The organism is Desulfococcus multivorans (assembly GCF_001854245.1).
Lineage (GTDB): Bacteria > Desulfobacterota > Desulfobacteria > Desulfobacterales > Desulfococcaceae > Desulfococcus > Desulfococcus multivorans.
Map to the genome: position 1 here is coordinate 3,706,540 of NZ_CP015381.1, position 14,810 is coordinate 3,721,349.

The window sequence follows — 14,810 nt, forward strand, 5'->3', positions numbered from 1 at the left end:
GTTCTGTGGGAAGACCACGGACGGCACTGATTCCAGAATGCCGTTATCCGTGATTCCCGTGTCCCTGCGGCGAATGCTGCTGACGCCGCCGCATGCCGCGACATTCCCAACCCATGATCCCCATCCGCCCGCCGGAACGTCTCGAGTTGCCGCGCGGCGATGCATCCGGTTGGAAGGCCCATAACGATATAAATAATATTATACCCCATTGCTTACCATCCCCACCGCACAATGTCAAGAATGCCGCGAAAAAAAATGGGGTCCCAACCCTCCTGAAAAACTTAACATATTAATAACAAGGTTAATATTCCTCATTTTGCCGAAAGGATTTTACCGAATCGACCACACGGAGGATCAACGCCCGGGAGGATCGACCTCCCGCACCGCCGCGCCGTGGGTTTCGCTCAACACCAGCATCGCGAATCTTTCAACGCGGCCCGGGGCATCCGTGCTCAGGGCGGCGTAGTCGAACCGGCCGTGGTGGTCGGTGTACCCATCCTTATAGAATTGAACCGTCCCGTCAGGCATCCGGGCGTAAACCTTGACATAGGCACCCACCAGGGGCCGGCCGGCGGCGTTCGATGCGTCCAGCCGGCCCGAGTGCTCCGTCAACCGGACGCTCAGGGTCCCGCCGTAGACCGCGCGGACCTTTTTGAGGCCCCGGGCCGCCGCCTCCACCATGAGATCGCGATGCGCGAGATGCCGGGGCAGGGGGAAGCGATGGCGGGTTTCGCCTTCCGGAAGGACGATGGTCTCGGCCAGGACGGGGCGCGTGATCCCGAGCCGCGTCTCCCGGGATCGGAAAAACGGGTTCTGGGAAAACAGAAATTCGACGTCCATGGGATAGACGCTGACGGTGCATGCGGTCAGGTGCCGATAATCCAGTTGAACGATCCCGGAAACGACGTCGACATCGAGCGCGGGGGCTGCATCGGCTGAAACGCCCGCGGAATCGACCCGTTCATCCTCGGCGCCCGTCCCGGCGATGAGGCGCTCAAAGCGGCGCCGCCATTGGCGGACAGGATAGTCCCGGTACGGCTCCGCCGTCTCTCGGGCGCGGTCGAGACGCCCCCTGAAGACGTCCAGGTAGGCGTCGAGATAGTCCCGCTGCATCCGGGCGGCCACCGCATCAGGCCCCACCCCTTCGAAGAGGCGGAGGGCCTCGGCCGTGCGGTCCTGAGCCAGAAGGTAGGCCGCAGCGGCCAGGCGGTCGTCGGGGGTGAGGCGGGGCTGATAGGACAGCGTCCACAGAAATCGCCGGTACTGCCGCAAGAAGACCGGGTTGGATATGGCGGGCCCAGCCCCCGCAGGATGAACCCGGGGGTTCACCAGGGGGGCGTACTCGAGATATTGATACGTACCCCGGATCGTCGGATCGAGGGTCAACAGGGGGCTTTGAATCGACGCGCCGCACTGGTCCGCCAGGGGAGAGGCCGCCAGGTATTCCCGGATGGTCTCCGGATCGTCGTGATGGATCCCGTAGGACCAGAGAACGGGGTTGTAGGCGTACCGATCCCTCAGGAGCCCGATCACCCGCCGAAAGAAGTCCCTGTCCCGCATGCGGAAGGCGACGGCCGACAGATCGAGCCGGTTCAGGTTGTGGGTCCGCAGATATTCGATCACCGCCGCATCCGTTCCGTTTTGGGAAACGCCCTGCCACGATTCGGTATCCAGGCGAGGGAGGGCGTCGGTTACGTTGAAGACCGCCCGGGGTCCCCCGGCGACGAAGCGGTCCTCCTCGGTCACCTGGACCGGATAGATGCCGAACCGGCCCGTCTCGGGGAAATAGAAGTAATGTTCAAAGGTGGTCGTACCGTAGGGGTCGAGGGTCACCGGGACCTCCCGGGTGAAAAATCCGCCCAGAACCGGAAGCGCCCCTTCGGGGATCTCCATGCGCACCTTCAAATCCCGCCGGGCTGGAGCGGGATTGCTCACGATCACCCGGGACCCGTAAACCGCGCGCACCTGAAATTCATCCCGGACAAAGCGCTCCGCGGGCTCGCCGTCCGCCGCCTCAACGGGTTCGTCCCGCCGGAAAAAATGCCGGCTCACCATGACGGGAATCCCGTCTTCGGCCGGCGGGGCCGGAAGCACCTCCCGCCGAAAGACGATCCCTCGGCCTTCGGCTTCGGCGGCGAATGGCAGATCCAAGACCGAGAGGGCCGTCATCATTTCGGTGAAATTGCCGACGGCGAGGATGAAATGACCGGAACAGAACGGGGCGCCGGGGTCGCTTTCGGCATATCGGCGCCAGAAGGTATTGGCTGAAATCCGGTCGGGCTCCGCCGGCGAGGGCAGGCGATAATAACGGCTCTCCCCCCACTCCCGGGTCAGATCCAGGGGCCTGTGGAACGATTCGTCGGGGGCCGGGGCTTTCTTTCCGGCAAGGCGCGAGAGCGCCATGGCCCCCCGACCGGAAAACGCTGCCGCCGCATCTTCGGTCGCCTTCGTCTCCGGGGTCGGCGAGGGCGTGGACGTCACCCCGTTGAGCGCCGCATCGAAAAGCCGGTTGAACCGCTCCGGATCCCGGGGAAGCGCCGCCACCAGGTCCCTAACGTACTGACCGGCCTGATCGCGGCCGTCCGGTCCCGAGGCCCGCCGCAGCAGCAGGATCCGCTCGAGGATGTTGAGCCGGGAAAACCGGTCGGGGGCCGACCAGGCGTCGAGGTCCTCCCCGAGCAGCCACTGGTCGAGGAAGGTTTTCTCCCGCTTCTGGCGGAGATGGGGTTGGATCACCGTGTCGAAAAAGGGCCGGTCCTTGTGGTAGAGGAAGAAATGGAGTTCGTGGCAGGCATGGTCCGAATAGGCCTCCTGCTTCTCCTCCGGGGTCATCTCGTGCCATTCGGAAACAAAGCGGAATTCCGGAAGGGCCTTGTCGCCGGTAAAAGCCGCCATCCATTCGAAAACGTCCGAGATCGTTTTATAGACGGCCGTCGGCCCGGGGGAATCGGCCCGGGGCAAGGGATCGCCCGGAAGGACCTCGACAATCCGTCGGCTTTCGACCACGTGCGCATCAGGGTCGTGCCGCCGGACCATTCGACGGTCCGTCCGGTCCGCCGATGCGTCGGGAAGGGACATCTCCCGCCATATCGTATCGACGCCGTCGACGGCGATGAATTGAAGATGCACGCGGCTGCCGATGGTCGCCCTCGGAATGACGACCCGTCCCTCGCCGTCGGGCCGGAGATTCAGCAGCAGCAGAGCCGGTTCGGCGAGAAAATCGTATCCTGAGGGGCTGGTCCGCGGCGCCGGGCTTGTTGCCGGGGCCGGGGCCGCCCTGGACATCAGAGCCTCGGCCGAGACGGGTGCGGGGCCCTGTTCCGCCATCTCCCGAAACCGCGGTTCCGGGGTCTCCGTCGGCCCCATGTCCCAGGGGTTCAGGAGCAGCCGGGGGCGTTCGAGCATGTTGCCGGGGAATTTCCGGGCGCGGCGCCGATCCAGGATGTACCGGTACTCGTCTCCGAGAACCTCTCCCGCGGCATACCGGGATGCCGGCGTCGGGACCGTCGTCAGGCCGGGATCGGGGAGTCCGCCGAGGGCCAGATCCTCAAAGGGGTGGAAGACGGGAACGAAACGGGTCGCCAGGAGATGGAGGCGGGCCGAGGGCGAAGCGTTCCGCAGCGTCACGTAAACAGCCGCGTTGTCGGCCGTGGGAGGGTCGACGGCCAGGTCTGCCTTGCCGCCGGACGACAGGATCCGGTGACGGGAGAGGATGAGCCCCCCCGGTGCCCGTCGGTCGCCGATCCGGATCCGAACGGCGTCCCCCCGGGGCTTGAGGATCAAATCGTAATCCCCGGCCGGAAGCCCGTGAACCGTGAGCCTGCCGCCCTCGGACCGGATTGCGTCGGACCGGTCTGCGACCCAGACGTCCCCCCGGGTTTCAAACAGCAGCCACGGCCGGACATAGACCGATCCGCCTTCGGACGACACCCGGGGGATCCCGATGACCTCGCCGGACGTGCCATGGGCCACCCCGGGCGCGTCGATCCGCGGCGGCGACAGGGAAAAGCGCCGCGCGGGCCCCCGGGGCCTTCGGGCTTCGACCCACGCGATCCCGGGCAGTCTGCCGAGGGCGATCCGGCCCTGGGCGTCGGTCCTGAGGTTCACCGCGACGGGGTCCCGGAAAAGCGCGTGTTTGAGCGACATCGACACGGCGCGGCCGGCCACGGCCTCTCCGTTTTTCCCCAGGACCGCCAGAAAGAAACCCTCGGCGGCCCGGCGCAGAAACAGGTCCTCGATCTCCGGGCCGGCGTCGATGCCGTTGACCGCCAGTCGGGCCTCGGTCTCGAGGGCGACGGCATCTTCCCGGTCGGGGCCTTCGACCCGACCCGTCAGGATGCATCGAAGCGCGGCCAGGTTTTCCGGCACCGTGAAGTCCACATGGGCCTCCCGGGTTTCAGACGCTTCCAGATCCGTCACCGTACGCCGAAGGGTGACGCCGGCGGCATCGGCGGCCTCCAGGGTCAGCCGGAGCGACGTCAGGCCGGAGAGGGGCGCGGGATGCCCGTTCAGGGTCAGCAGGGGCCGGATCGCCATCCGGGCCGTGCGGCCGGCCTGAAGCGACGACGCCGGTACGTGAAACCCTGCGGTCAGGCGATAGTCCGCCGCCAGGTGATTGAACCGCACAAGGGCGGCCGCGCCGCCGTCGTCGATGATCATCGTCTTCGGGGCGGGCCGGGTGGTAAAGGGGACCGTAACGACACCCTCGGCGTCGGCCGGAAATTCATGGCCGGCCACCCAGACGCGAGCACTGGGACAGGGGCGGTTCTCCTCGTCCAGGATCGTGAAGGCGTGGCCCTCCGGGACAACGCGCTCCACGGCATGCCGCAGCCCCTTGCGGATCAGGGCCCGGCTGCGCCGTCCGTTGCCGATGAACTCCACCAGATAGACGCCGGGCTCCCGGAGATCGGGAAAATCGAAGGTGCGCCGGATCCGCCGGAAAGGCGATGCGTCATAATGGAAGATCTCTTCCCGGGCAGGCAGGAAACCGTCGAGGTCGATATCCGTATCCGGTTCCCGGTCGTATTCCCGGTAATAATTGACCGGGTTGAGGACAAAGACCCTCAGGGTGAGGGTGGAAACGTTTTTCACCCAGAGATCGAGGGAGACCGGGGCATTGGCGGGAAACACCTCCCTGCGGTCCGCCGGAAACGCCAGGTCGACCCGGGCGTGAAGGGCACGCGCCTCATCGGGCGGGAGCACGGCGGCCCAGCGCGCGGCATCGGGGGCTCCCTCGAGAATCCGGGTCTCGGCGAACACCCGCCGGACATAGGCCTCCTCGAGCCACCGGCCATAGGGACCGACGTCCCCGGCATCCCGGAAGATGCGGTAAAGGTAGTCCCGCACCAGAGGCTCGTCGTTTCCCGGGGGCGGCATTCGGGTTACCGCGCCGAAGTCCGCCTGCAAATCCGCCCGGAACGCCGCATCCCGCAGAAGAGCGGGGCGGACGTAGGCGGCTGAACGGGGCAACTGAAGATAGGTCCTGAACCGGGCCGCGTCGTATCGCCCCTGTCGGCGGTGAAGGTCCAGGAGATGATACAGCAGGTGAACCTTCAGGCTGTTGTGGACCGGCGGCAGATCCGCCGCAAAGGCCCACATCGCTTCGAGGGCGGCCAGGCGCGTTTCGACGTCCGCGCCCTCCGGAGGGGCCAGACGGCTGAGCCGGGTGTCGACGAAGTTCCGGTTTTCGAGAAGCTCGGGCATCATCCGGGCGCAGTCCGCCAGTTGTGACGGCAGCAGACGGCGGTGGATCGGGTGGCTGCCGAACCCCCCGGAACCGGGATGCCGGAGATCGGCCACAACCCAACGGGCCAGCTCGGGTCGGTCGGGCCAGACCATTCGGTGGAGCAGGTCCCGACGCTGGTCCGCATCGAGGTCCTCGACCGCCGGGAGATCCAGCCCGCCCACCTCGAATCCGGAAAGGCCGGGGTGCCGGTTCAGGGCCTCCCGGATGAGCCGGGGGATCGCCGTGGCCTCCGGATCCAGCCGTTCGGGAAGGTCGATCCCGGCCTCGGTCGACGTCCCGGCGTGGTCGAAGCGAAGCCCCAATACCTGTTTGAGGTGGTCCAGGGCCGCCGAAGGCCGGGTCGGATAGGTCAGCAGGGCCTGGCGGTTTTCGATCTCCCGGACCCGATCGGTGACGCCGTGGCGGTCGATCCAGGCGTCAAGAAGCGGCGGCACGGCATCGAGGTCTCCGGTGTGCTGGGCGTGCAGGCAGTGGTAGAAATAGTAGTCCTCGGTGCCGGGAACCAATTGGTCCAGCACCCGGGATCGCTCCTCTGCCAGCGCGAACGTCTCGACAAACCCGATCTCCCCCGCCCCCGCAGACGCCCCCCACGCCAGCAGCCACCCCACGACCCAAACCGTCACAACACGTTTCATGTCTCCCCTCCCTTTTTTCAGAAGCCTTTCGGTTTTAGAGTTTTATAGTTTTAGAGTTTTAGAGTTTTAAGGTGTTATTCGGCCCGTTTTCGGGGATTTTCAGCCTGAACCCGCCGCATGCCTTTCGAAATATTGTCTTGACGCTCATGCCCGCATCGTTTACAAGTGAATCTTCGGAAGCGTCTTATTATTTTGAATTATAACAGAAAAAGGAGCGGAAGATGAAAAATAATCGCAGCAGATGGGTGGGTATTGTTCTGATTTCCCTGACTCTGGCCTTTGGATGGGTCGGCCCGGGCGCGGCCGAGGAGCCCATCAAACTGGGCGTGGGCGGGGCCCACAGCGGGGATCTCGCCTCCTACGGCATCCCGTCCGTTCGGGCGGCCGAACTGGTGGTCGAGCACGTCAACGCCGTGAACGGCATCAACGGCAGGAAGGTGGAACTCCTGGTGGAAGACGACGTCTGCAAACCCGAGATCGCCACCAATACCGCCACCAAGCTGGTTTCCGAGGGGGCGAACGTCGTGATGGGACACATCTGCAGCGGGGCCACCAAGGCGGCTCTGGGCATTTACAAAGACAAGAAGATCGTCACCATGTCGCCGTCCGCCACCAATCCGGATCTGACCCAGAGCGGGGATTATCCCAACTTCTTCCGAACCATCGCCTCCGACGACGCCCAGGCCCGCCTGGAGGTCGACTATGCCCTCAACGTCCTGAACCTGAAAAAACTGGCCGTGCTCCATGACAAGGGGGACTACGGCAAGGGACTGGCGGAATTCGCCAGGCAGTTCATCGAATCCGGCGGCAAGGCTCAGGTCGTCCTTTACGAGGGCATCACCCCCGGCGCCGTGGACTATTCCGCGGTGGTCCAGAAGATCAAGCGCTCGGATGCGGACGGCGTGATCTTCGGGGGATATCATCCCGAGGCTTCCAAGATCGTCATGCAGATGCGCAAGAAAAAGATAGACATCCCCTTCATCTCCGATGACGGCGTCAAGGACGACACCTTCATCAAGGTTGCCGGCGAGTTTGCCGAGGGCGTCTATGCCACCGGCCCCCAGGATACCTCCAAGAACCCCATCGCCAAGGCCGCCGTGGCCGCCCACAAGGAGAAATACAACGGCGAGGACCCCGGCGCATTCTTCCTCAATGCCTACGCCGCTACCCTGGCCCTCCTGAACGCCGTCGAGAAGGCCGGCACCACGGACTACGACGCGGTGGTGAAGGCCCTTCGGACCGAGTTCGTGGCAACGCCTCTGGGCATCATCCGGTTCGATGAAAAGGGCGACGCCATCGGCATCGGCTTCTCCATGTATCAGGTTCAGAACGGAAACTACGTCGAGGTGCCTCTGGATTGATCCGGAGCGGCGCCGGCAATGGCGCCCATCGGCCGTCGGGGTCATATCCGGCGGCGTGAAAACCGACATCCGCCGGGAGGGCGGGGCATCCCGCCCTCCCGATACCCAACACCAACGCTCCGACGCGCCCATGGCCCGTCGGATGGAAACGGCGGCATTCCGTTATGGACTGGGAATACTTTTTTGAACTCTTGCTGGGGGGCCTGACCCGGGGAAGCATCTACGCGCTCATCGCGCTGGGCTACACCATGGTCTACGGCATCATCGAACTCATCAATTTCGCCCACGGGGAAATTTACATGATCGGCGGCTTCACCGCCCTGATCATCGCCAACGTCCTGACCCTTCTGGGGCTGAACCAGGTGGCCATCCTCGTTCTGGCGGGCCTTACGGCCGTCATCTATTCGGCGGCCTACGGCTTCACGGTGGAGAAGGTCGCATACAAACCCCTTCGCCACGCCCCGCGCCTCTCCCCCCTCATCAGCGCCATCGGCATGTCTATTTTTCTGCAGAACTACGTGCTCCTGGCCCAGACCTCGGATTTTCTGCCCTTTCCGAGCCTCATCCCCACCTTCGGCTTCATGGAGCCCGTCTCCCACATCATCAGCTCCGCCGAGTTGATGATCATCGTCACCACGGCCGTGGTCATGATCCTGCTCACCCTGCTCATCAAGTTCACCCGGATGGGCAAGGCCATGCGGGCCACGGCCCAGGACCGGAACATGGCCATGCTGGTGGGCGTCAACGTCAACCGCGTCATCTCAACGACCTTCATCATCGGGTCGTCCCTGGCGGCCATCGGCGGCGTCATGATCGCCTCCCACATCGGCATGATCAACTTTTACGTCGGGTTCATCGCCGGGATCAAGGCGTTTACCGCCGCGGTCCTGGGAGGCATCGGCAGCATCCCCGGCGCCGTCCTGGGGGGTCTGGTCCTGGGATGGACCGAAAGCTTCGCCACCGGCTATGTTTCAAGCGATTACGAGGACGTCTTCGCCTTCGCCCTCCTGGTGCTGATTCTCATCTTCCGCCCCGCCGGAATCCTGGGACGCGCCACATCGCAGAAGGTATAGCCCCGAAGGGGCGGTGGTACTGGATCAACGCACCAACTCAACACACTATAACCTATGACAAACAAACTCCAGGAAATCAAACAATCCATCGTCGTGGCCGTCTGGTTCATGTTTCTGACGTTTCCCATCATGGTCATCCGGGTCAACCCCATCCAGGGCGTGATCCAGTGGCGGTGGGAGAACATGGCGGCCGTGGGTGCCGGCAGCTTCGGCCTCTCTTTTCTGTGGCGCTACCTGATGCGGAAACGGGAGCAGGGACAAAAGGCGGCCGAGGAAGGACGCGAGACCCGGTCTTTCAGCCGCCGCCTCATGGAGGACCGACGGATCTACCTTCCGGCCCTCGCCGCGGTCGCCCTGGGCGCCATGGTATTTCCCTTCGCCTTTTCCAGCTACCAGGTCAACATCATGACCACGGCCCTTATCTACGTCGTGCTGGGACTGGGGCTCAACATCGTCGTGGGTCTGGCCGGCCTTCTCGACCTGGGGTACGTGGCCTTCTACGCCGTGGGCGCCTATACCTACGCCCTCCTGAACCACCACTTCGGCCTCGGCTTCTGGACCGTTCTGCCCATCGGGGCCCTTATGGGGGCGATCTTCGGGATCCTTCTGGGCTTCCCGGTACTCCGGCTTCGGGGCGACTACCTGGCCATCGTCACCCTCGGCTTCGGAGAGATCATCCGCCTGATCCTGGAGAACTGGAACGAATTCTCCTTCGGTCCCAGCGGCATCGCCAACATCCCGCGGCCGGGCTTCTTCGGCGTCGACATGTCTCTGGAGGCCGCCACCATCTACATCTATTTCCTGATGATCGCCATGACGATCTTCACGATCTTCGTCGTCAACCGGCTCCAGAACTCCCGTATCGGCAGGGCCTGGATCGCGCTTCGGGAGGACGAGATCGCCTGCCAGGCCATGGGGATCGACAAGACCCGGACCAAGCTCACCGCCTTTGCCCTGGGGGCCACCTGGGCGGGAATGGTGGGCGTGATCTTCGCGGCCAAGACCACCTTCATCAACCCGGCCAGCTTCACCTTCCTCGAATCGGCGATCATCCTCTCCATCGTCGTTCTGGGGGGCATGGGATCCATCATCGGGGTCATCATCGGCGCCTTCATCCTGATTCTTCTGCCGGAATACCTGAGGGCCTTTTCAGACTACCGGATGCTGATGTTCGGGGCCATCATGGTGATCATGATGGTGTTCAGGCCCCAGGGCATCATCAGCGGCATCCGGCGGACCTACCAATTCAAGGCCCGCGAATAGCGGGCACGGAAACCGATATCGCACCATGGAAACCATACTGGACGTCAAGCAGCTGACCATGGATTTCGGGGGGCTTCGGGCCCTCGACCATGTCGACCTCGATGTACGACGGGGAGAGATCGTGGCCCTCATCGGCCCCAACGGCGCCGGCAAGACCACCTTTTTCAACTGCGTCACCGGCATCTACACCCCGACCTCGGGGGATATCCTCATCGCCCCGGCGGGCGGCGGCAAACAGGAGCGGATCAACGGCCTCAAGCCCAACCGCGTCACGGAAAAAGGGATGGCCCGCACCTTCCAGAACATCCGGCTTTTTCAGAACATGACCGTTCTGGAGAACGTCATGATCGGCCGCCACTGCCGGACCCGAACGGGCATCGCCGGCGCGGTGTTCCGTCCTCCGACCACCCGTCGGGAGGAGCAGGATTCGGTGGATGTCGGCTATGAGATCCTGACCAAGATGGGGCTGGCCGGATACGTCAACGAATTCGCCAAGAACCTGCCTTACGGAGCCCAGCGGCGTCTCGAGATCGCCCGGGCCATGGCCACCGCCCCCTTTCTCATCCTCCTGGACGAGCCCGCGGCCGGCATGAACCCCCGGGAGACCAACGAGCTGGACGAGTTGATCCTCAAGATCCGGGACGAGGAGAAGATCTCGCTCCTCCTCATCGAGCACGACATGAAACTCGTCATGAGCCTTTCCGACCGGATCTTCGTCATGGACTACGGCCGCAAAATCGCCCAGGGCACGCCGGCGGAAATCAAGAGCGATCCCGTTGTCATCAAGGCCTATCTCGGAGAGGAGATCGATGCTTAAACTCTCGAACGTCAAAACCTACTACGGCAACATCCAGGCGCTCAAGGGGGTCAGCCTCGACATCGCCGAGGGAGAGATCATCACCCTCATCGGCGCCAACGGCGCGGGCAAGACCACGACCCTCATGTCCATCTCGGGCATCGTTCCGCCCCGGACCGGAGAGATTCGTTTCATGGGCGAGCCCATCCACGCCGTAACCCCCGATGAGATCGTCCAGCGGGGCATATGCCAGGTGCCCGAGGGCCGCCGGATCTTTCCGTACCTCACCGTGGCCGAAAACCTCGACATGGGCGCCTTTCTCCGGAACGACAAGACGGGCATCAAAGCGGACATGGAGCATATCTTCGAGCTCTTTCCCATCCTGGCCCAGCGGCGTTACCAGGCAGGGGGCACCCTGAGCGGCGGCGAGCAGCAGATGCTGGCCATCTCCCGGGCCCTCATGGCCCGCCCCAGGCTCCTGCTCCTGGACGAGCCCTCACTGGGGCTCGCCCCCCTCGTGATCCGCCAGATCTTCGACATCATCCGGAAGATCAACCAGGAGCAAAACACCACCATCTTCCTGGTGGAGCAGAACGCCAACCTGGCCCTCCAGATCGCCCACCGCGGCTACGTCATGGAAAACGGCCGAATCACCCTGACCGACAACGCCGCCGCCCTCCTGACCAACGCGGAGGTCAAGAAGGCGTATTTGGGGATATAGGAGAACAGGCTGAAGACTGAAGGCTGAAGGCTGAAGACTGAAGGCTGAAGGGGGGGGGAGTTATGTGATTATGTGATTATGTGATTATGTGATTATGTGATTATGTGATTATGTGATTATGTGATTATGTGATTATGTGATTATGTGATTATGTGATTATGTGATTATGTGATTATGTGATTATGTGATTATGTGATTATGTGATTATGTGATTATGTGATTATGTGATTAAGGGCCTTCGGCCCATAAAACCATAAAACCTTAACCACTTAACCACTTAACCACTTAACCACTTAAACACTTAAACACTTAAACACTTAACCACTTAAACACTTAAACACTTAAACACTTAAACACTTTCGACCACTTCCCCCCTTTATCCCCGCTCCTTCGCCGCTATATCCCTCAACACCCGTTTTTCCGATGATGCTGCGACCGATGCTTCCATTTCCGAAATGGCTGTGACGAGTTCTTCCGGGAGGGGGGTCGGGGTTGGGAGGTCGGGGTCGCAGCCGTGGTGTTCCACGGCGTCCACCACGGCTTTCACCGTCAGGCGGTCGACGGCGCAGCCGGGTTGAAAAGCCGGTTCACTCTCCCTGGATCGGTTTCCCGCATCCGCGTCATGCACAACCCTGGAAAGGATCCCCGAGGCCGTCAGCATATCCGTCAACTCACGGACCACGGCCATGGGAAGCCCGAGGGCCGCGGCGATCTCCCGTCGGGTGGACGGCGGCCGACCGTCGCAGAAGTCGCGGACGAGGCGGTGGACGATGCCGAGGGCGGCCTGCCGCTTGAAGGCGACGCTCACCTCCCGGCACTCGAGGTGGACCGCGTGATCCGCAACCTGCTGCCAGGCCGACGAGACGGCCGCGCCGAAAAGGACGATGAGCCAGCTGAGCTGGAGCCACGCCAGGAAGAGGGGCAGCGCGGCGAAGGAGCCGTATATGGCGTTGTTCCGGGCCACCCCCACCTGAAAGGCGATGTATCCCCACTGGGCCGCCTGGTAGAGGGTGCCGGCGATGATCCCCGCCGTCACGGCGGCGGAAAGCCGGACCCGGGTGTTGGGCATGACCCGGTAGATCACGGAGAAGAGGATCCACGCCAGAAGGTAGGGGAGCAGCTTGAGGGCCATGAAAATCATGGGGCTCACAGCCCCCAGGGCCGAGATGTCCCGCGTCATCATCGTCACCTGGCTCTTGATGAAGACAGTGGCGCTGCCCGAGACGATCACCAGGACCGGCGCCAGGATCACCATGCCGAGATAGTCGCCGACCTTCCGGCCCAGGGACCGCCCTTTTCGGACCTCCCAGACGGCGTTGAGGGAGCTCTCGATATTGCCGAGCACCTTGATGACCGTCCAGAACAGGACCGCCGTACCGATGCCGGCGATCAGGCCGCCCTGGGTGTCGGCCAGAAGCCTGTGGGCGAATTGGATGATCTGCGACACCACCGCCTCCTGGCCGGAAAAGTTCCGGAGCAGCTCCCGCTCCAGCCGCTCCTCGAAGCCGAAACCCGCCGCGATGCCGAAGGCCATGGCCGCCACCGGTACAATGGAGAGGAGGGTGTAGAGGGTGAGGGCCGAGGCCCTGAGGGTGCACTGATGCCCCCGGAACCCCCGAACGCTCAACAGGAGCACCCTGGCGAGCCTCACGCCGACCTTCCGGGGAAACGGGGCCTCGGTGATCGGGATGGTCCACACGTCCGTTTTGAAAAAGCGTGAGGCCTTGCCGATGATGGTGCGGAGTTTCTCCATACCGAATCCTCCTTTCGGGGTCCAGGCCGCCCTCGGGGGCCGTTTTTCTCGATCGTTGCCCCGACGGTACCACGGAAACGCCGCCGCCAAAAGAGCCAAAAGAGAAAAATAACGGGATCAAGGCGTGCGGACCGGCCAGGGTTTCCGACAGGAGGGCGGCGGGCGTCCCTGCGCCGCCGTGACGCGGGAGGCGCGCTGCGCGGATATCGGACATTCCGGAGCACCGTACCCACTTGATTCGGCGTGCGGATTGGGGTATATCCGTTGGGCGCGGCCCGCCACGGGGGCGGGCCTTTTTTTCCGGCCGCGACACCGGCCCTTCTAAGGAGACGACGCAATCGCCATATGACCCAGGACCTGATTCTCGACGACCCGACGCAACGGCCTCAGCCCCTTGCAGACGGCTTTCCGGACGCGCCGCCGCCGAGCCGGCCCATCTATCATCTGAAGCGGGAAAACAACGCCCGACGCCGAAACGCCATGACCTTTTCATGCCTCGGCAAGATCGCGGGGACCGGCGCCGCGACACTGGGGCTCTGGAAAGCCGGCCTCGGAAAGCTCTTCCGATCGGCCTGCCGCGTCCGTCCCGTGACCCAGGCGCCTCTGGTGATCGGACTTGCGGAATCGGGCATCATCCCCTCCGCCCTCTTCCATCAGGTCGTTCGGGAGGCCTGCCCGGCCGCGGCGTGGATCTGCTCCACCCGGCGCCCCTCCCCGGGAATCGCCTTTTCGGAGCACCACTCCCATGCCCCGGACCACAGTCTCCCGGATCCGGAAATCCGTCCCACGGAGCTCTGGTTCGTGGAGGACGAAATCACCACGGGCCGGACCCTTCTGGGCCTCTCCCTCAACCTCTGCCGCCGGCTGGATCAGCGGCGCGTCCGCTATGTCGCGTTCACCGATGCCCGGAGCCCCGAGGCCAGGCGCCGCTTCGACGCCATCCTGTCGGCCGACGGCATCCGCTCCAGCCTTCACGTCCTGTTCCCCGAGCCGCCCCCGGGCACGGACACGGTACGGGAAGAGATCCGGCTGAGTGCGGACCCGGCGATCCACGACGCACCCCAACAATCGGTGTCGTCCACGGTCTCGGATTGGCTGTTCCCGGCCTCCCGTCCGGCCCTTGGACGCCAGGTTTGCCCGGACATCCCCCTGCCGACGGGACTCACCGGCTCCCTTCTGGCCGTCGGGGAGGCCGTCGACCTGGGGGTGCGGATCGTTCTGGCCAACCCGGGGCTTCAGCTGCGCCACGTCACCCTCAGCCCCTGGGAGGTGGACGATGTCCACATCCACAACCGTCTCGACATTCCAGGGGACTACTACCTTTACAATCCTCACACCCTGCGGCCGCCCCTTTACATCCTGAACGATCCCGTGGACGCCGCCGTGGGCCTGGCCGCAAGGGAACGCCTGGAAGCAATGGGATTTTCCCCCCGTCTCCTCGCGCTCTGATCAAAGGAGAGAC

The 14,810-nt window shown here is 63.7% G+C and carries 8 protein-coding genes; 6 read left to right on the plus strand and 2 right to left on the minus strand.

The genetic code is table 11. The features are described from left to right. Positions 1 to 354 precede the first annotated feature (354 nt). Complete coding sequence (locus tag dmul_RS16185; protein ID WP_020877863.1) at positions 355 to 6,381, minus strand: hypothetical protein; 6,027 nt, start codon at positions 6,379 to 6,381, stop codon at positions 355 to 357. Between the two features lie 221 nt (positions 6,382 to 6,602). On the opposite strand from dmul_RS16185, the gene dmul_RS16190 reads away from it, so the two are divergent. From dmul_RS16190 to dmul_RS16210, 5 genes are all read left to right on the plus strand, one after another. Beyond that, on the plus strand, positions 6,603 to 7,742 hold the full coding sequence (locus tag dmul_RS16190; RefSeq protein ID WP_020877864.1) for a branched-chain amino acid ABC transporter substrate-binding protein: 1,140 nt from the start codon (positions 6,603 to 6,605) through the stop codon (positions 7,740 to 7,742). Positions 7,743 to 7,906: 164 nt separating this feature from the next. Then, on the plus strand, positions 7,907 to 8,815 hold the full coding sequence (locus dmul_RS16195) for an ABC transporter permease subunit (protein ID WP_020877865.1): 909 nt from the start codon (positions 7,907 to 7,909) through the stop codon (positions 8,813 to 8,815). 54 nt (positions 8,816 to 8,869) lie between these two features. Then, entirely contained in the window at positions 8,870 to 10,078 is a 1,209-nt protein-coding gene (locus dmul_RS16200; protein ID WP_020877866.1) for an ABC transporter permease subunit, read from the plus strand. 25 nt (positions 10,079 to 10,103) lie between these two features. Beyond that, a complete protein-coding gene (locus tag dmul_RS16205; RefSeq protein ID WP_020877867.1) occupies positions 10,104 to 10,895 on the plus strand; it encodes an ABC transporter ATP-binding protein in 792 nt (263 codons plus the stop codon). Beyond that, on the plus strand, positions 10,888 to 11,595 hold the full coding sequence (locus dmul_RS16210; protein WP_020877868.1) for an ABC transporter ATP-binding protein: 708 nt from the start codon (positions 10,888 to 10,890) through the stop codon (positions 11,593 to 11,595). Before dmul_RS16205 ends, dmul_RS16210 begins: the two co-directional genes overlap by 8 nt. Positions 11,596 to 11,971: 376 nt before the next feature. Here the strand turns inward: dmul_RS16210 and dmul_RS16215 are convergent, their stop codons facing one another. Continuing rightward, on the minus strand, positions 11,972 to 13,348 hold the full coding sequence (locus tag dmul_RS16215; protein ID WP_020877869.1) for a YihY/virulence factor BrkB family protein: 1,377 nt from the start codon (positions 13,346 to 13,348) through the stop codon (positions 11,972 to 11,974). A gap of 345 nt (positions 13,349 to 13,693) precedes the next feature. On the opposite strand from dmul_RS16215, the gene dmul_RS16220 reads away from it, so the two are divergent. Continuing rightward, positions 13,694 to 14,797, plus strand: coding sequence for a phosphoribosyltransferase domain-containing protein (locus dmul_RS16220; RefSeq protein ID WP_020877870.1), 1,104 nt, complete (start codon positions 13,694 to 13,696; stop codon positions 14,795 to 14,797). Positions 14,798 to 14,810 lie beyond the last annotated feature (13 nt).

Bases quoted from the DNA above. Each gene is read 5' to 3' on its own strand.
- dmul_RS16200 (WP_020877866.1), top strand. From the start codon at position 8,870: ATGACAAACAAACTCCAGGAAATCAAACAATCCATCGTCGTGGCCGTC.
- dmul_RS16185 (WP_020877863.1), bottom strand. From the start codon at position 6,381: ATGAAACGTGTTGTGACGGTTTGGGTCGTGGGGTGGCTGCTGGCGTGG.
- dmul_RS16210 (WP_020877868.1), top strand. From the start codon at position 10,888: ATGCTTAAACTCTCGAACGTCAAAACCTACTACGGCAACATCCAGGCG.
- dmul_RS16220 (WP_020877870.1), top strand. From the start codon at position 13,694: ATGACCCAGGACCTGATTCTCGACGACCCGACGCAACGGCCTCAGCCC.
- dmul_RS16205 (WP_020877867.1), top strand. From the start codon at position 10,104: ATGGAAACCATACTGGACGTCAAGCAGCTGACCATGGATTTCGGGGGG.
- dmul_RS16190 (WP_020877864.1), top strand. From the start codon at position 6,603: ATGAAAAATAATCGCAGCAGATGGGTGGGTATTGTTCTGATTTCCCTG.
- dmul_RS16215 (WP_020877869.1), bottom strand. From the start codon at position 13,348: ATGGAGAAACTCCGCACCATCATCGGCAAGGCCTCACGCTTTTTCAAA.
- dmul_RS16195 (WP_020877865.1), top strand. From the start codon at position 7,907: ATGGACTGGGAATACTTTTTTGAACTCTTGCTGGGGGGCCTGACCCGG.